14 protein-coding genes and 1 tRNA gene are annotated in these 18,797 nt (G+C 43.5%); all 15 read left to right on the top strand.

Going from position 1 to position 18,797, the window contains the following annotated elements; all coding sequences use genetic code 11:
* The coding region (locus tag AAEU29_RS20895; RefSeq protein WP_421975105.1) for an EF-Tu C-terminal domain-related protein at nt 1-556 on the top strand (556 nt) is incomplete at its 5' end.
* Nucleotides 557-816: 260 nt separating this feature from the next.
* Complete coding sequence (gene fusA, locus AAEU29_RS20890) at nt 817-2,898, top strand: elongation factor G (protein WP_421975104.1); 2,082 nt, start codon at nt 817-819, stop codon at nt 2,896-2,898.
* A 166-nt stretch (nt 2,899-3,064) separates the two neighbouring features.
* A tRNA-Trp gene (locus AAEU29_RS20885) sits at nt 3,065-3,141 on the top strand.
* A gap of 126 nt (nt 3,142-3,267) precedes the next feature.
* Nucleotides 3,268-3,645: a preprotein translocase subunit SecE gene (gene secE / locus AAEU29_RS20880; protein ID WP_421975103.1), complete on the top strand. Its 378-nt coding sequence runs from the start codon at nt 3,268-3,270 to the stop codon at nt 3,643-3,645.
* A 4-nt stretch (nt 3,646-3,649) separates the two neighbouring features.
* The gene (nusG, locus tag AAEU29_RS20875; RefSeq protein WP_421975102.1) at nt 3,650-4,207 is read left to right on the top strand and encodes a transcription termination/antitermination protein NusG; all 558 of its coding nucleotides are present in this window, start codon (nt 3,650-3,652) and stop codon (nt 4,205-4,207) included.
* A gap of 161 nt (nt 4,208-4,368) precedes the next feature.
* A complete protein-coding gene (gene rplK, locus AAEU29_RS20870) occupies nt 4,369-4,797 on the top strand; it encodes a 50S ribosomal protein L11 (RefSeq protein ID WP_237125830.1) in 429 nt (142 codons plus the stop codon).
* A gap of 6 nt (nt 4,798-4,803) precedes the next feature.
* Entirely contained in the window at nt 4,804-5,508 is a 705-nt protein-coding gene (gene rplA / locus AAEU29_RS20865) for a 50S ribosomal protein L1 (protein ID WP_421975101.1), read from the top strand.
* Nucleotides 5,509-5,846: 338 nt separating this feature from the next.
* The gene (rplJ, locus tag AAEU29_RS20860) at nt 5,847-6,341 is read left to right on the top strand and encodes a 50S ribosomal protein L10 (RefSeq protein ID WP_421975100.1); all 495 of its coding nucleotides are present in this window, start codon (nt 5,847-5,849) and stop codon (nt 6,339-6,341) included.
* Nucleotides 6,342-6,421: 80 nt separating this feature from the next.
* The gene (rplL, locus tag AAEU29_RS20855) at nt 6,422-6,784 is read left to right on the top strand and encodes a 50S ribosomal protein L7/L12 (protein ID WP_010562297.1); all 363 of its coding nucleotides are present in this window, start codon (nt 6,422-6,424) and stop codon (nt 6,782-6,784) included.
* Nucleotides 6,785-7,050: 266 nt separating this feature from the next.
* Entirely contained in the window at nt 7,051-11,076 is a 4,026-nt protein-coding gene (gene rpoB / locus AAEU29_RS20850) for a DNA-directed RNA polymerase subunit beta (protein ID WP_421975099.1), read from the top strand.
* Nucleotides 11,077-11,184: 108 nt separating this feature from the next.
* Complete coding sequence (rpoC, locus tag AAEU29_RS20845; protein WP_421975098.1) at nt 11,185-15,360, top strand: DNA-directed RNA polymerase subunit beta'; 4,176 nt, start codon at nt 11,185-11,187, stop codon at nt 15,358-15,360.
* A 162-nt stretch (nt 15,361-15,522) separates the two neighbouring features.
* Entirely contained in the window at nt 15,523-15,897 is a 375-nt protein-coding gene (gene rpsL / locus AAEU29_RS20840) for a 30S ribosomal protein S12 (protein ID WP_421975097.1), read from the top strand.
* Nucleotides 15,898-15,997: 100 nt separating this feature from the next.
* Entirely contained in the window at nt 15,998-16,468 is a 471-nt protein-coding gene (rpsG, locus tag AAEU29_RS20835) for a 30S ribosomal protein S7 (protein WP_421975096.1), read from the top strand.
* A gap of 27 nt (nt 16,469-16,495) precedes the next feature.
* Nucleotides 16,496-18,613: an elongation factor G gene (fusA, locus tag AAEU29_RS20830; protein WP_421975095.1), complete on the top strand. Its 2,118-nt coding sequence runs from the start codon at nt 16,496-16,498 to the stop codon at nt 18,611-18,613.
* Between the two features lie 61 nt (nt 18,614-18,674).
* The coding region (locus tag AAEU29_RS20825; RefSeq protein WP_249297365.1) for a GTP-binding protein at nt 18,675-18,797 on the top strand (123 nt) is incomplete at its 3' end.

The raw sequence follows: 18,797 nt of genomic DNA, 5'->3' as shown, positions 1-18,797 counted from the left end.
ATTCCTAATGCCTATCGAAGACGTATTCTCAATCCAAGGCCGTGGTACAGTAGTAACAGGTCGTGTTGAGCGCGGTATCGTAAACGTGAACGACGAAGTAGAAATCGTAGGTATCAAAGATACTACAACTACTACTTGTACTGGTGTTGAAATGTTCCGTAAGCTACTTGACGAAGGTCGTGCTGGTGAGAACATTGGTGCACTTCTACGTGGTACTAAGCGTGATGAAGTTGAGCGTGGTCAGGTTCTATGTAAGCCTGGTTCAATCACTCCTCACACGAAGTTCACTTCAGAAGTATACGTACTTTCTAAAGATGAAGGTGGTCGTCACACGCCATTCTTCAAAGGCTACCGTCCACAGTTCTACTTCCGTACAACTGACGTAACTGGTGATATCCAATTACCAGATGGCGTAGAAATGGTAATGCCTGGTGACAACATCAAGATGACTGTTGAGCTAATCGTTCCAATCGCGATGGACGAAGGTCTACGTTTCGCGATCCGTGAAGGTGGCCGTACAGTAGGTGCTGGTGTTGTAGCTTCTATCGTTGAGTAATCAACTATAGAAATGCAAACGCATTGAAAAACCCGCGTAAATAGTTACGCGGGTTTTTTTCATTTTTAACATTCGCAGCGGTGTTGTGCTTTTTTTGAGCTATAGCTGTTCAAGCTATAAACAGTTAAATGTAAAAAGCTTAAACTAAAATAAGCTAAAATTTGTACATTTATTGCTGTAAATACACCACTATTAGATGATGTTGTCATCAACTAGTGTTATACTCCGCGCGAAAAATTTTAATTAATTAGAGTAAAGAAATGGCTGATTTATCTAAGTACAGAAATATCGGTATTTTTGCCCACGTTGATGCGGGTAAAACGACTACAACAGAACGTATCCTTAAGCTAACTGGTAAAATCCACAAAACTGGTGAAGTTCACGATGGTGAATCTACAACTGACTTCATGGAACAGGAAGCTGAGCGTGGTATTACAATCCAATCTGCAGCGGTTACATGTGAGTGGAAAGGTCACCGTTTAAACGTTATCGATACTCCTGGACACGTTGACTTCACAGTTGAAGTATATCGTTCACTTAAAGTTCTTGACGGTGGTATCGGTGTATTCTGTGGTTCTGGTGGTGTTGAGCCTCAATCAGAAACTAACTGGCGTTACGCGAACGAGTCAGAAGTTGCTCGTGTTATTTTTGTAAACAAGCTAGACCGTATGGGTGCTGACTTCTTCCGCGTTGTTGGTCAAGTTGAAAAAGTACTTGGTGCAAACCCACTAGTTATGACACTTCCAATCGGTATCGAAGACGAGTTCTGTGGTGTTGTTGATGTACTAGAGAAAAAAGCATACGTTTGGGATGACTCAGGTCTTCCAGAAAACTATGAAGTTAAAGACGTTCCTGCAGACATGGTAGATCAAGTTGAAGAATACCATGAAATGCTTATCGAAACTGCAGTTGAGCAAGACGATGACCTAATGGAAGCGTACATGGAAGGTGAAATGCCTTCAATGGAACAAATCAAAGCTTGTATCCGTAAAGGTACTCGTGATCTAGCGTTCTTCCCAACTTACTGTGGTTCAGCGTTCAAGAACAAAGGTGTTCAATTAGTACTTGATGCTGTTGTTGATTACCTACCTTCTCCAACTGAAGTTGATCCTCAGCCGCTAACAGATCCAGAAACTGGTGAGCCAACTGGTGAAGTTGCAACTGTTGATGCTGATGAGCCACTAAAAGCGCTTGCGTTCAAGATCATGGACGACCGTTTTGGTGCATTAACATTCATCCGTATCTACGCTGGTCGTATGAAGAAAGGTGATACAGTTCTTAACTCTGCAACTGGTAAAACTGAGCGTATCGGCCGTATGGTTGAGATGCAAGCTGACGACCGTAACGAGATTTCAGAAGCGCAAGCGGGTGATATCATCGCTGTTGTTGGTATGAAGAACGTTCAAACAGGTCACACATTATGTGATCCTAAGCACGAATGTACACTAGAAGCGATGATCTTCCCTGATCCAGTAATCTCAATCGCTGTTGCTCCTAAAGATAAAGGTGGTAACGAGAAGATGGGTATTGCTATCGGTAAGATGGTTGCAGAAGATCCGTCATTCCAAGTTGAAACTGACGAAGATTCAGGTGAAACAATCCTTAAAGGTATGGGTGAATTACACCTAGACATCAAGGTTGATATCCTTAAGCGTACTTACGGTGTAGACCTAATCGTTGGTCAGCCTCAGGTAGCTTACCGTGAAACTATCACTCAATTAGTTGAAGATAGCTACACGCACAAGAAGCAATCTGGTGGTTCTGGTCAGTTCGGTAAGATCGACTACCGCATCAAGCCAGGTGAGCCAAATTCAGGTTTCACATTCTCATCTTCAGTAGTTGGTGGTAACGTTCCTAAGGAATTCTGGCCAGCAGTTGAGAAAGGTTTCGCGTCAATGATGGAGCAAGGTGTACTTGCAGGCTTCCCAGTACTAGACGTTGAAGTTGAATTATTTGACGGTGCTTTCCACGCAGTTGACTCATCAGCAATCGCGTTCGAAATCGCAGCTAAAGGTGCATTCCGTCAGTCTATTCCAAAAGCGGGTCCTCAACTTCTTGAGCCAATCATGAAAGTTGACGTGTTCACACCAGAAGACAACGTAGGTGACGTAATTGGTGACCTTAACCGTCGTCGTGGTATGATCAAAGACCAAGAAGCTGGCGCAATGGGCGTTCGCATCAAGGGTGAAGTACCACTTTCAGAAATGTTTGGTTACATCGGTCACCTTCGTACAATTACTTCGGGTCGTGGTCAGTTCTCTATGGAGTTCTCACACTACTCAGCATGTCCAGCAAACGTTGCTGAGACTGTAATTGCAGAACAAAAAGAAAAGAATAAGTAATTAGACTTTTCTAAGTTCTAAAAAAGCCCAGCAATAGCTGGGCTTTTTATTGCTCGAGACTAAAAATTTACCAACAGAAGCATTGCAAACTTAAGATAATTACTTGGTGAGCATCTTTTACCCTTGTTTTAAAAGAATTGGTCAGTATAATGGGCATCCACTTTGCAGGGGCGTAGTTCCAATTGGTAGAACAGCGGTCTCCAAAACCGACGGTTACGGGTTCGAGTCCTGTCGCCCCTGCCACTTTAATTCGAAGTCTAAACCTGATAATTTATTTTTTGATTGTTAAGTAAGTTATAAAGTTTGGATTTTATGGATTAACCCTGTCTTAATGGCGGGTTGTTGTGTCTAGTATTAAGGTAAATAACTATGAGCGCGAATGTTGAAGCTCCATCAAGCTCAATGGATGCATTAAAATGGATTGTAGCAATTGCACTGTTAGCAGGCGCAGTTGTTGGCAATTACATGTTTGAAGATCAATCTGTATTATTACGTGCAGTTGGTGTAGTAATTGCGATTGCAGCAGGTTTAGGCGTTGCATCGTTGACGGGTAAAGGTCGCGAGTTTATCGCATTTGCGAAAGAAGCGAAGTTAGAAGTACGTAAAGTGGTGTGGCCAACACGCCAAGAAACGGTTCAAACTACTTTTATCGTAATGATTGCAACAGTAATCACAGCGCTTATCCTTTGGGGTTTAGATGGCGCTTTGTTTAGAATTGTTGGCTTTTTAACTGGATTGGAGATCTGATCCCATGGCGGATGAGAACAAAGAAAAGAAACTACGCTGGTATGTAGTACAAGCATTTTCTGGTTTTGAAAAACGCGTTGCTCAAACAATCATTGAGCACATTAAAATCCAAGGTCTTGAAGACAGTTTTGGTGAAGTTTTAGTTCCTACTGAAGAAGTAGTAGAAATGAAATCTGGTCAAAAGCGTCGTTCAGAGCGTAAATTTTTCCCAGGTTATGTACTGGTTGAAATGGATATGAATGATGCAAGCTGGCACTTGGTAAATAGCACACCACGTGTAATGGGCTTTATTGGTGGTACATCTGATCGTCCTGCACCAATCAGCAAAAAAGAAGCTGACCGCATTCTTAACCGTTTACAAGAAAATGCGAACGCTCCTAAGCCGGCAACATTATTTGAACCAGGTGAAGTGGTACGTGTTACTGACGGTCCATTTGCTGACTTCAACGGCGTTGTTGAAGAAGTAGATTACGATCGTAGCCGCGTTAAAGTATCGGTTCTTATCTTTGGTCGTTCTACTCCAGTAGAATTAGAATTTGGTCAGGTAGAAGCTGACAAATAATTCTTCAAAGATCGTATTGAAAAAGGCCGCTGGTTAATCTATAATCAGCGGCCTTTTGTTATCTGGTGATAGCAAAAGCAAAGAATTTTTTAATTTGGGAAGCCGCTTGAGTACGTGTCCTCGCACGCACAAGGCTAAGACCCACTAATGAGGTTATTAAAATGGCAAAGAAAGTTGAAGCTCTAATCAAGCTACAAGTTGCTGCTGGTATGGCTAACCCTAGTCCTCCAGTAGGTCCTGCACTAGGTCAACACGGTGTTAACATCATGGAATTCTGTAAAGCGTTCAACGCACGTACAGAATCTATCGAAAAAGGTGCTCCAGTACCTGTAGTTATCTCTGTATACAGTGACCGTTCATTCACTTTTGATATGAAGACTCCACCTGCTTCTTACCTTCTTAAGAAGGCTGCAGGTATCAAGTCTGGTTCTGGTCGTCCTAACACTGAGAAAGTTGGTACTGTAACACGTGCACAACTTGAAGAGATCGTTGAGACTAAACGTCCTGACCTTACTGCTGCTGATATGGACGCAGCTGTTCGCACGATTGCAGGTTCTGCACGTGCAATGGGCTTGAATGTAGAAGGGTAATTGAGAATGGCTAAATTAACTAAGCGTATGCGCGTAATCCGCGAAAAAGTTGACGTAACTAAAGAGTACGAAATCAACGAAGCTGTTGCTCTTCTTAAAGAACTAGCTACTGCTAAATTCACAGAAAGTGTTGACGTTGCTGTAAACCTTGGCATCGACGCTCGTAAATCTGACCAAAACGTACGTGGTGCAACTGTACTACCTCACGGTACTGGTCGTGACGTTCGCGTTGCTGTATTCACTCAAGGTGCAAATGCAGATGCTGCTAAAGAAGCTGGTGCTGATTTAGTTGGTATGGACGACCTTGCTGAGCAAGTTAAGAAAGGCGAAATGAACTTTGACGTTGTTGTTGCTTCTCCAGATGCAATGCGCGTTGTTGGTCAACTAGGTCAAATCCTAGGTCCACGTGGTCTTATGCCTAACCCTAAAACTGGTACTGTAACACCTAACGTTGCAGAAGCAGTTAAAAACGCTAAAGCTGGTCAGGTTCGTTACCGCAACGACAAGAACGGTATCATCCACACAACTATCGGTAAAGTAGACTTCGATGCTAACCAACTTCAAGAAAACCTTGAAGCGTTAATCGTAGCTCTTAAGAAAGCTAAGCCTTCTACTGCGAAAGGTACTTTCGTTAAGAAAGTAAGCATCTCTACTACGATGGGTGCAGGTGTTGCTGTAGACCAAGCTACTCTTAATACTCAAGTAGTATAATTTAGAGAATAGCGTTTACATGGTGCAAAATTTCGTCTATAATTTTGCGCCATTTTGTTGAGTTATGAGGTTATCTCAAACACAGCAATAAAACCAAATTCGGGTTGGAGTCTATAATTTCGCGCTTGTTTTCAAGCAAAAGCGATAAATTAGGCTTCCGTCCAAGACCGTAGGTGCGAATCAATTGACTTGCTTAATTTCCTACGTAGACGGTGTGAATCCCCAGCAAGATTTTTCCTAATCTTCTGGCTCTCGCCGTAAAAAGCACTTCTAATCTTAATTTTGATTAGAAGATGAGTAAACAGGGGCTTGTCCCCATAGAACCAGGAGTAACACCCATGGCTTTAAACCTTCAAGACAAAAAAGCAATTGTTGCTGAAGTTAATGAAGTTGCCAAAGGTGCTCTTTCTGCAGTTATTGCAGATTCTCGTGGTGTAACTGTAGATGCTATCACTGCCCTTCGTAAAGAAGCTCGTGAAGCAGGCGTTTGGATGAAAGTTGTTCGTAACACTTTAGCTAAACGTGCTGTTGAAGGTACTGATTATGAGTGTCTAAATGAGTCACTAGTTGGCCCTAGCTTAATTGCTTTCTCTTCTGAGCACCCAGGTGCTGCAGCGCGTATCTTTAAAGATTTCGCGAAGAAGAATGAAAACTTTGAAGTTAAAACGGCGGCTTTTGAAGGTAATATCGTAAATGCAGACATGCTTGCTACATTACCTACATACGACGAAGCAGTTGCACGCTTAATGAGCGCTATGAAAGAAGCGTCTGCTGGTAAATTGTGTAAAACAATTGAAGCAGTACGTGTACAGAAAGCAGAGCAAGCTGCTTAATTTTAAGCTGTTTTTTGTTCTTTTTCGGTGTAAAGTATTTTTAGAACCATTAATGGTTCGTAATTATTAGGAAATTTGAAATGTCTGTATCTAAAGACCAAATCCTTGACGCTATTGCTGAAATGTCAGTAATGGAAGTTGTTGAACTAGTTGAAGCTATGGAAGAGAAGTTCGGCGTAACTGCAGCTGCTGCTGTTGTTGCTGCTGGTCCTGCTGAAGCTGCTGAAGAAAAGACTGAGTTCGACGTAATCTTAGCTGCTGCTGGCGGTAACAAAGTTGCTGCAATCAAAGCTGTACGTGGCGCAACTGGTCTTGGCCTTAAAGAAGCTAAAGCACTTGTTGAGTCAGCTCCTGCACCAATCAAAGAAGGTGTATCTAAGGAAGAAGCTGAAGCACTTAAGAAAGATCTTGAAGAAGCTGGTGCTGAAGTTGAGATCAAATAATCTAGCTTATGCTAGATTAGCTGCCTGACCAAAAATCAGGCAAGGGCTGGTGAATTTTTATTCACCGGCCTTTTTGCGCTGTAGAGCTTCGGCTTTGCAAACGCAAAATAATTAGCTAAGTTGTTTAATTATTAGTTTCGCAACCAACTGATTTTTAATGTTTTTAGCTAATTAACAATTGGTGTTGCAGTATTGGCCACAGTGCCAAGTTAGTCTGTTCATTTTTATGAGCAGTTGGGTCAAAAGTCAGCAAGCTGAGGAACCCCATGGCTTACTCTTATTCTGAAAAGAAACGTATCCGTAAGGATTTTGGTAAACGTCCACAAGTGTTGGATGTGCCGTTTCTACTGTCTACGCAGTTAGAATCCTTTAAAAAATTCTTAAGTCCGGACGCAGAAGGCAATCACGGCCTTGAAGCAGCATTCCGTTCTGTTTTCCCGATCAAAAGTTACTCGGGAAATTCTGAGCTACAATACGTAAGTTATCGTATTGGTGAGCCAGTATTTGATGTTAAAGAGTGTCAAATCCGCGGTGTGACTTATTCTGCACCATTACGCGTTAAGCTTCGCTTAGTGTTAATGGACAAGGAAGCACCAGGCACAGTTAAAGACATTAAAGAGCAAGAAGTATACATGGGCGAAATCCCGCTCATGACCGATACAGGTACTTTTGTGATCAATGGTACTGAGCGTGTAATCGTTTCTCAGCTACATCGTTCACCAGGTGTATTCTTCGACAATGACCGTGGTAAAACTCACTCATCTGGTAAAGTTTTATATAATGCACGCGTTATTCCTTATCGTGGTTCATGGTTAGATTTTGAATTCGATCCAAAAGATAATCTGTATGTACGTATTGACCGTCGTCGTAAGTTACCAGCGTCAATCATTTTACGTGCACTAGAATTCTCAACAGAAGAAATTCTAGATATCTTCTTCGAAACAACAACGTTCGAAGTAGCAGACGGCAAAGTATTAATGGAACTTGTTCCATCACGTTTACGCGGTGAAACAGCGATCTTTGATATTAAAGATCCTTCTGGTGAAGTAATTGTTGAATCTGGTCGTCGTATTACTGCGCGTCACATCAAACAATTAGAAAAGAACAACGTTACTCAACTTGAAGTACCACATGAGTACATCATTGGTCGTGTAATCGCGAAAAACTACATTAACGAAGATACAGGTGAAATTATTGCAGAAGCGAATGCTGAGCTTTCACTTGAGTTAATGGCTGAACTTGTCAAAGCTGGCTTTAACAAAATCGATACACTGTATATCAACGAAGTTGATAGCGGTGCGTACATGTCTGAAACAGTACGTGTTGACCCTACAAACGATCGTTTAGAAGCGCTTGTTGAAATCTACCGCATGATGCGCCCTGGTGAGCCACCAACGCGTGATGCAGCAGAAGCACTATTCGATAACTTATTCTTCTCTGAAGAGCGTTATGACCTTTCTCAAGTTGGTCGTATGAAGTTCAACAGCCGTGTTGGCCACGAAGAAGGTTACGGTGCAGGTACGCTAAGTAAAGAAGATATCGTTGCTGTTATGAAGGTCTTAATTGACATCCGTAACGGTAAAGGTGAAGTTGATGATATCGACCACTTAGGTAATCGTCGTATCCGTTCAGTAGGCGAAATGGCTGAAAACCAATTCCGTGTTGGTTTAGTACGTGTTGAGCGTGCAGTTCGTGAGCGTTTAAGCTTAGGTGACCTTGATGCAGTAATGCCGCAAGATCTAATCAATGCTAAGCCTATTTCTGCAGCGGTTAAAGAATTCTTCGGTTCATCGCAATTATCTCAGTTTATGGACCAAAACAACCCGCTTTCAGAAGTAACGCATAAGCGTCGTATTTCTGCGTTAGGTCCTGGTGGTCTTACACGTGAGCGTGCAGGCTTCGAAGTACGTGACGTTCACGTAACTCACTACGGTCGTGTTTGTCCTATCGAAACACCGGAAGGTCCAAACATCGGTCTAATCAACTCGCTTTCTACATACGCGCGTACTAACGACTATGGTTTCTTAGAAACACCATACCGTAAAGTAATCGACGGTGTTGTAACTGACGAAGTTGATTACCTATCTGCAATCGAAGAAGGCCAGTTTGTAATTGCACAGGCAAACGCAAACTTAACTGAAGAAAACCGTTTCGTTGATGAGCAAATTCCTTGTCGTCACAAAGGTGAATCAACCTTTATGCCAAACGACAGCATTCAGTATATGGATGTATCGCCACAGCAGGTTATCTCAGTTGCAGCAGCACTTATCCCATTCCTAGAACACGATGATGCGAACCGTGCACTAATGGGATCGAACATGCAACGTCAAGCAGTACCAACATTACGCGCTGATAAGCCGTTAGTAGGTACAGGTATCGAGCGTACACTTGCGAAAGACTCAGGTGTAACAATCGTTGCTAAGCGTGGCGGTGTGGTTGATTACGCTGATGCGAGCCGTATCGTTGTAAACGTAAATGAAGATGAGCGCGTTCCAGGTGAAGCGGGTATCGACATTTATAACCTAACTAAGTACACACGTTCTAACCAGAACACATGTATCAACCAAAAACCAACGTGTATGGTTGGTGAGCCGGTTGTACGTGGTGATGTACTTGCAGATGGTCCTTCGACAGACTTAGGTGACTTAGCACTAGGTCAGAACCTTCGCGTGGCATTCATGCCATGGAATGGTTATAACTTCGAGGATTCAATCTTACTATCAGAGCGCGTAGTTCAAGAAGATCGTCTAACCACGATCCACATTCAAGAACTTCAGTGTATCGCGCGTGATACCAAGTTAGGTCCAGAAGAAATTACTGCTGATATTCCTAACGTAGGTGAATCTGCACTTGGCAAACTTGATGAATCAGGTGTTGTTTACATCGGTGCTGAAGTTAAAGGCGGTGACATCTTAGTAGGTAAAGTAACGCCTAAAGGTGAAACGCAGTTAACTCCTGAAGAAAAGCTACTACGTGCTATCTTCGGTGAAAAAGCGTCTGACGTTAAAGACAGCTCACTACGCGTACCAAACTCAGTTTCAGGTACAGTAATCGACGTTCAAGTATTTACTCGCGATGGTGTTGAAAAAGACAAGCGCGCACTTGAAATCGAAGAGATGCAAGTTCGTGAAGCGAAGAAAGACTTCAACGAAGAGTTCAAGATCCTTGAGGAAGGTGTTTTAAGCCGTGCGCGCAAGCTACTTGTAGCAGCTGGTGCAGATGAAGCATCACTTGCAGGTCTTGCTGCAGACAAGCTACTAACACAAAGCCTAGCTGATGAAGCACAGCAAGGCGAGTTAGAGCAACTAGCTGAGCAATATGACGAATTAAAAGCGGAATACGATAAGCGTTTCGAAACTAAGCGTCGTAAGATCACTCAAGGTGACGATTTAGCACCAGGTGTTCTTAAGATTGTTAAAGTTTACCTAGCTGTTAAACGTCGTATTCAACCGGGTGATAAAATGGCGGGTCGTCACGGTAACAAGGGTGTTATCTCGACAATCGTACCAGTAGAAGATATGCCTTACGATGACCGTGGTCGTACCGTAGATATCGTTCTAAACCCGCTAGGTGTACCATCACGTATGAACATCGGTCAGATCTTAGAAACACACATGGGTCTTGCTGCACGTGGTATCGGTGAACGCCTAGAAGACATGATCAAAGAACAGCGTGAACTTCACGAATTACGTGAATTCATCGCTAAAGCTTACGCATTAGGTGATTGTCGTCAGAAGGTTGATATTGCTAGCTTCTCTGATGATGAAATCCGTCGCTTAGCTGAAAACCTAAAAGGCGGTTTACCAATCGCAACTCCAGCGTTTGACGGTGCAAAAGAAAGTGAAATTAAAGAGCTACTTGAGCTAGGTGGATACCCTTCAAGTGGTCAGGTAACACTTTATGACGGTCGTACTGGTGATGAGTTTGAGCGTAAAGTAACTGTAGGTTACATGTACATGCTGAAACTAAACCACTTAGTAGATGACAAGATGCACGCTCGTTCGACTGGTTCTTACAGCCTAGTAACTCAGCAGCCACTTGGTGGTAAAGCTCAGTTCGGTGGTCAGCGTTTCGGTGAGATGGAAGTATGGGCACTAGAAGCATACGGTGCCGCTTACACGCTACAAGAAATGCTTACTGTTAAGTCGGATGACGTTAACGGCCGTACTAAGATGTATAAGAACATCGTAGACGGAAACCACAAGATGGAACCTGGTATGCCAGAATCGTTCAACGTATTGTTGAAAGAGATCCGCTCACTAGGTATCAACATCGAGCTGGAAGAAGAATAAGCCGATTCGGCGCTTCTCTAATAAAGAGTTAAGCGCCTTTCGCGAACGAATAGCTGGGGTGGCTAAAATGGACCGCCCCCAAGATTAACCTCCTTTAGGAGAGCTAAGGTGAAAGACTTACTTAAGTTTCTGAAGCAACAAAACAAGACCGAAGAGTTTGATGCGATCCGCATCGGTCTAGCTTCGCCAGATATGGTACGTTCATGGTCATTCGGTGAAGTAAAGAAACCTGAGACAATCAACTACCGTACTTTCAAGCCTGAGCGCGACGGCTTATTCTGTGCTCGTATTTTCGGCCCAGTAAAAGACTATGAGTGTTTATGTGGTAAATATAAACGCTTAAAGCACCGTGGTGTTATTTGTGAAAAGTGTGGCGTAGAAGTTACATTAACTAAGGTTCGTCGTGACCGTATGGGTCATATCGAGCTAGCTAGCCCTGTAGCGCACATTTGGTTCCTTAAATCATTACCGTCTCGTATCGGCTTAATGTTAGACATGACATTACGTGATATCGAGCGCGTACTTTACTTCGAATCATTCGTAGTAACAGAGCCAGGTATGACAACGCTTGAGCGTGGTCAACTATTAGGTGAAGAAGAATACCTAGATGCATTAGAAGAGCACGGTGACGAGTTCGAAGCTAAGATGGGTGCAGAAGCTGTACTTGATCTACTTCGTGACCTAGACCTTGGTCAGCTAATCGCAGAAATGCGCGAAGAGTTACCAACAATTAACTCTGAAACTAAGCGTAAGAAGATCACTAAGCGTCTTAAACTGATGGAATCATTCCACCAATCAGGTAACAACCCTGAGTGGATGATCATGACTGTATTACCAGTTCTTCCACCAGATCTACGTCCACTAGTACCACTAGATGGCGGTCGCTTTGCAACATCTGATCTGAATGATTTATACCGTCGTGTAATCAACCGTAACAACCGTCTGAAGCGTCTTTTAGACTTAGCTGCACCAGACATTATCGTACGTAACGAAAAACGTATGTTACAAGAAGCGGTAGATGCACTACTTGATAACGGTCGTCGCGGTCGTGCGATCACTGGTTCTAACAAGCGTCCACTTAAGTCGCTTGCAGACATGATCAAAGGTAAGCAAGGTCGTTTCCGTCAAAACCTTCTTGGTAAGCGTGTTGACTACTCAGGCCGTTCTGTAATCACTGTAGGTCCTACACTGAAACTACACCAGTGTGGTCTTCCTAAGAAAATGGCACTAGAGCTATTCAAGCCATTTATCTACGGTAAATTAGAGCGCCGCGGTATGGCGACTACTATCAAAGCTGCAAAGAAGATGGTAGAGCGTGAAGTACCGGAAGTTTGGGATATCCTTGATGAAGTAATTCGTGAGCACCCGGTTTTACTTAACCGTGCACCAACACTTCACCGTCTTGGTATTCAAGCGTTTGAACCAGTTTTAATCGAAGGTAAAGCGATTCACCTACACCCATTAGTGTGTGCGGCATATAACGCTGACTTCGATGGTGACCAAATGGCGGTACACGTACCGTTAACATTAGAAGCACAGCTAGAAGCACGTGCACTAATGATGTCAACCAACAACATTCTTTCACCAGCGAATGGTGAGCCAATCATCGTACCTTCACAGGACGTTGTATTAGGTCTTTACTACATGACGCGCGATCGCATCAATGCGAACGGTGAAGGTTTAGTATTTAAAGACGCGAAAGAAGCTGAGAAAGCGTACCGTACAGGTGTTGCTGACTTACACGCACGCGTTAAAGTTCGTTTAACTGAAACAGTTATCAGCGAAGAAGGCGACAGAAGCGAAATTACACACCTAGTTGAAACAACAGTTGGTCGTGCAATTTTCTCACTAATTATGCCTGAAGGCTTACCATTTGAACTTATTAATAAGGCAATGGGTAAGAAGCAGATTTCTGGTCTTCTAAATGAGTGTTACCGTCGTCTAGGTCTTAAAGATACCGTTATCTTTGCTGACCAAGTAATGTACACAGGTTTCCACTACGCGATGAAGTCGGGTGTTTCTATCGGTATTAACGATATGGAAATCCCACCAGTTAAAGCTGAGATCATCGAAGCTGCTGAAGCAGAAGTTAACGAAATCAACCAACAGTTCCAGTCAGGTCTTGTAACTGCGGGTGAAAAGTACAACAAAGTTATCGATATCTGGTCACGTGTAAATGAAAACTTATCACGTGAAATGATGGCAAACTTATCAAAAGATACTGTAATCAACGCTGAAGGTGTTGAGGAAGAGCAAGACTCATTCAACTCAGTATTTATGATGGCCGACTCAGGTGCACGTGGTAGCGCCGCTCAGATCCGTCAGTTAGCGGGTATGCGTGGTCTAATGGCACGTCCAGATGGTTCAATCATCGAAACACCGATCACGGCGAACTTCCGTGAAGGTCTAAACGTACTACAGTACTTCATCTCGACGCACGGTGCGCGTAAAGGTCTTGCCGATACAGCACTTAAGACAGCAAACTCGGGTTACTTAACGCGTCGTCTAGTAGACGTTGCACAAGACTTAGTAATCAACGAGCAAGACTGTGGTACTGAAGATGGTCTAACAATGAAACCACTAATCGAAGGTGGTGACGTTGTAGAGCCGCTACGCGAGCGTGTATTAGGTCGTGTAGTAGCAGAAGACGTATTAAAGCCAGGTACTAATGAAGTACTTGTTGAACGTAACGTAATGCTTGATGAAAAACTGTGTGATCTTTTAGAAGAAAACTCAGTTGACGAAGTACGCGTACGTTCAGTTATCACATGTAATAATGACTTCGGTGTGTGTGCATACTGTTATGGTCGTGACCTTGCACGTGGTCACCTGATTAACCCAGGTGAGTCAGTTGGTGTTATCGCAGCTCAGTCAATCGGTGAGCCAGGTACACAGCTTACGATGCGTACTTTCCACATCGGTGGTGCGGCATCTCGAGCGTCAGCTGAAAACAGCGTACAAGTTAAGAACAACGGTAGCTTAAAACTACATAACGCTAAATACGTTCTTAACTCAGATGGCAAGATTGTTGTTACATCTCGTTCAACTGAAATCACAGTTATTGATGAGCACGGTCGTGAGAAAGAGCGTTATAAAGTACCTTACGGTGCTGTTCTTTCTGTACAAGATGGTGCTGAAGTTGCTGGTAACGATATCGTTGCAACATGGGACCCGCATAGCCACCCAATCATCGTTGAACACGAATCAAAAGTTCAGTTCAGCGACATTGATGATTCAAACGTAGAATCACAAACGGATGAGCTTACTGGTCTAACGCGTATGGTTGTTAAAGACCTAGCGAAAGTTAACGCAAAAGAGCCTAAGCTAATCATCGAAAACGATGAGCGTGGTTTACAAGAAATCCGTATTCCTTCATTCACTACAATTGAAGTGTCTGATGGTTCAACGGTAGCGGCTGGTGCAGTATTAGCACGTATCCCGCAAGAAGGTTCGAAAACACGCGATATCACCGGTGGTCTACCTCGCGTAGCTGACTTATTTGAAGCACGTAAGCCGAAAGACCCTGCAATTCTTGCTGAAATCACAGGTACTGTGAGCATGGGTAAAGAAACCAAAGGCAAGAAACGCTTAGTTATTACACCAGAGCAAGGTGATGCATACGAAGAGATGATTCCAAAATGGCGTCAGCTTAACGTGTTCGAAGGTGAATCAGTATCGAAAGGTGAAGTTATCGCCGACGGTCCAGAGTCTCCGCACGATATCCTTCGCCTACGTGGTGTTACCGATGTTGCTAACTACATCGTAAACGAAGTACAAGAAGTATACCGTTTACAGGGTGTAAAAATTAACGATAAGCACATCGAAACCATCATTCGTCAGATGATCCGTAAGTGTATCATCCTAGACGGTGGTGATTCAGAATTCCTAGCAGGTGAGCAAGTTGAAGTGGCGCGCGTTAACATCGCAAACCGTGAACTTGAAGAGCAAGGTAAGATCCCAGCTAAATATGAAATTCAGCTAATGGGTATTACTAAAGCATCACTTGCGACAGAATCATTCATTTCTGCAGCATCGTTCCAAGAAACAACACGTGTTCTTACAGATGCAGCAGTAAATGGTAAGAGCGATGAATTACGTGGTCTTAAAGAAAACGTAATCGTAGGTCGCTTGATCCCGGCGGGTACTGGTTTTGCCTACCACCAAGACCGTATCAATCGTCGCAAACAAGGTGAAAGCGTTGAAGAGCAAACAGTTAGTGTAGATGAAGCATCACAAGCACTAACCGATGCACTTAATGCTGGCATCGAAGGCGAGCAAGAGTAACCTTTATCGTCAACCTGCATGTATAGCCTAAATTTGGGCTATATGTGCGGTTTATGTTGACAGGTTAAACTTTGCTCATTAAAATTCCGCCACCCTTTTGCTCAGTGAAGTAAAAGGGCGGATTTTTTTCAGTAGTTTAGTTTAATTATTAGGAGCTATTTAATGGCAACTATCAACCAGCTAGTGCGTAAGCCACGTCGCAGCAAGGTTAAATCAAATAACTCAGCTGCGCTTAAGGCTTGTCCTCAAAAGCGTGGCGTATGTACTCGTGTATATACAACAACACCTAAGAAACCAAACTCAGCTCTACGTAAAGTAGCGCGTGTTCGTTTAACGAATGGTTTCGAAGTAACTTCATACATCGGTGGTGAAGGTCACAACCTTCAAGAGCACAGTGTAATTCTTATCCGTGGTGGTCGTGTTAAAGACTTACCAGGTGTACGTTTCCACACTGTACGTGGTGCACTTGACTGTGCAGGCGTTAACGACCGTCGTCAAGCTCGTTCTAAGTACGGTGCGAAGCGCCCTAAGGGCTAATGGTTCTCCGTTAGTAAGGCCAAGCACTTAAATTTGTAATTAATATTGTTTTGGGGATTCGCTGTAGTAAAGCGGACCTGAAGAAATCGGAGAGATTAAAATGCCTAGAAGACGCGTAATAGGTCAACGTAAAATTCTTCCAGATCCGAAGTTCGGATCAGAGCTTCTTGCTAAATTCGTTAACGTAGTAATGTTAGACGGTAAGAAGTCAACTGCTGAAAAAATCGTATATGGTGCGCTAGACGTGGCTGCTGAGAAATCAGGCAAAGCGCATCTAGAAATCTTCGAAGCTGCACTTGATAATGTTCGCCCACAGGTAGAGGTTAAATCTCGCCGTGTTGGTGGTTCAACATACCAAGTACCAGTAGAAGTACGCCCTGTTCGTCGCAATGCATTAGGTATGCGTTGGTTAGTTGAAGCAGCTCGTAAACGTGGTGAAAAATCAATGGGTTTACGTCTTGCTCAAGAGATGATCGATGCTGCTGAAAACAAAGGCACTGCGGTTAAGAAACGTGAAGACGTTCACCGTATGGCTGAAGCGAACAAGGCATTCGCTCACTACCGTTGGTAGTAAGCTCTTAAGTTTTAAGAGGATATTATGGCACGTACAACTCCAATTGAGCGTTATCGCAATATCGGTATTTGTGCCCACGTAGATGCGGGTAAAACCACCACTACAGAACGTGTTCTTTTCTACACCGGTCTTAGTCATAAGATCGGTGAAGTTCACGACGGTGCCGCAACTATGGACTGGATGGAGCAGGAGCAAGAGCGTGGTATCACGATCACTTCTGCTGCAACCACGTGTTTCTGGAAAGGTATGGACGCTCAGTTCCAAGACCACCGCATCAATATTATTGATACCCCAGGACACGTTGATTTCACCATCGAAGTAGAGCGCTCTTTACGTGTTCTAGATGGTGCAGTTGTAGTACTTTGTGCTTCATCTGGTGTTCAGCCACAAACGGAAACGGTGTGGCGACAAGCAAATAAATATGAAGTACCACGCATGATCTTTGTTAATAAGATGGACCGCGTAGGTGCTGACTTCTTGATGGTAGTTGAACAGGTTAAGAGCCGTTTAGGTGCTGTACCTGTACCAATCCAACTAGCTATCGGTGCTGAAGACGACTTCAAAGGTGTTGTCGATCTTATCAAGATGAAAGCGATTAACTGGTCTGAAGAAGATCAGGGTATGAGCTTTACATATGAAGATATTCCTGCTGACCTTCAAGACCTTGCTGAAGAATGGCGTGCTCACTTAGTTGAGTCTGCTGCTGAAGCAACTGAAGAGCTAATGGAAAAGTACCTAGAAGATGGTGAATTAAGCGAAGAAGAAATCAAAGCTGCAATTCGTCAGCGTACGCTTGCGAACGAAATCGTTCCAATGACCTGTGGTTCTGCATTTAAGAACAAAGGTGTACAAGCGGTACTAGACGCAGTGGTTGAATTCATGCCTTCACCAACTGAAGTTAAGCAAATCCAAGGTGTTTTAGACGACGGCGAGACGGAAGAAGAACGTCCTGCTGACGACAACGCACCATTTGCGGCGCTTGCATTTAAAATTGCAACTGACCCATTTGTTGGAACGCTAACTTTCTTCCGCGTTTATTCAGGTGTTGTTTCAACTGGTGATACAGTTTACAACCCTGTTAAGGCTAAACGTGAGCGTTTTGGTCGTATCGTGCAAATGCACTCAAATGACCGTCAAGAGATTAAAGAAGTTCGCGCTGGCGACATCGCGGCAGCAATTGGTCTGAAAGATGTAACAACAGGTGACACATTGTGTTCACTTGATTCACACATCACACTTGAGCGTATGGAATTCCCTGAGCCAGTAATTTCAGTGGCGGTAGAACCGCGCACCAAAGCTGACCAAGAAAAAATGGGTATCGCGCTAGGTAAACTAGCGGCAGAAGATCCATCTTTCCGTGTCGAAACAGATGAAGAATCAGGCCAGACCATCATATCAGGAATGGGTGAACTTCACTTAGATATTATCGTTGATCGTATGAAACGTGAATTCAGCGTTGAATGTAACGTTGGTAAACCTCAGGTTGCGTATCGTGAAGCTATCCGTTCAGCTGTTGAAGTTGAAGGTAAGTTTGTACGTCAGTCTGGTGGTCGCGGACAATATGGTCACGTATGGCTGAAACTTGAGCCAATGGACTATACGGACGAAGAAGCTGAGAATTTCGTTTTTGTTAATGAAATTGTTGGTGGTGTTGTTCCTAAAGAGTACATTCCTGCGGTAGAAAAGGGTGTTGCTGAGCAAATGCAAAATGGTGTGTTAGCTGGCTTCCCTGTATTAGGCGTTAAAGCGACGATATTTGATGGTTCATTCCATGATGTAGACTCGAATGAAATGGCGTTTAAGATCGCAGGTTCTATGGCATTCAAGAAAGGTGCGCTTGAAGCGAACCCAGCTCTATTAGAACCAGTTATGAAGGTTGAAGTCATCACTCCAGAAGAAAATATGGGTGATGTTGTTGGCGACTTAAACCGTCGTCGCGGTATGATCGAAGGCATGGACGAAGCGCCAGGTGGTCTTAAGCAAGTTAACGCACAAGTGCCTCTTGCTGAGATGTTCGGTTATGCAACTGACCTTCGTTCTGCTACACAAGGTCGTGCTTCGTACTCGATGGAATTCCTCAAGTACGCAGAAGCATCATCAAATGTTGCAGACGCAATTATTGCAGCTCGCGCTGTTAAGTAATTTTAGTTCGGTCCGATTCATGTGGGATCGGACTTTAATTTCTTTATAGGAATTTAAGAAAATGGCAAAAGAAAAGTTTGAACGTTCGAAACCGCACGTAAACGTAGGTACAATCGGCCACGTTGACCACGGTAAAACAACTCTAACTGCAGCAATCACTAACGTACTTGCAAAAGTATACGGT

It is taken from the genome of Pseudoalteromonas aquimarina (genome assembly GCF_049257255.1).
GTDB lineage: Bacteria > Pseudomonadota > Gammaproteobacteria > Enterobacterales > Alteromonadaceae > Pseudoalteromonas.
The sequence above is the reverse complement of the archived record's forward strand: the minus strand, read 5'-3'. Positions and strand labels throughout refer to the sequence as shown.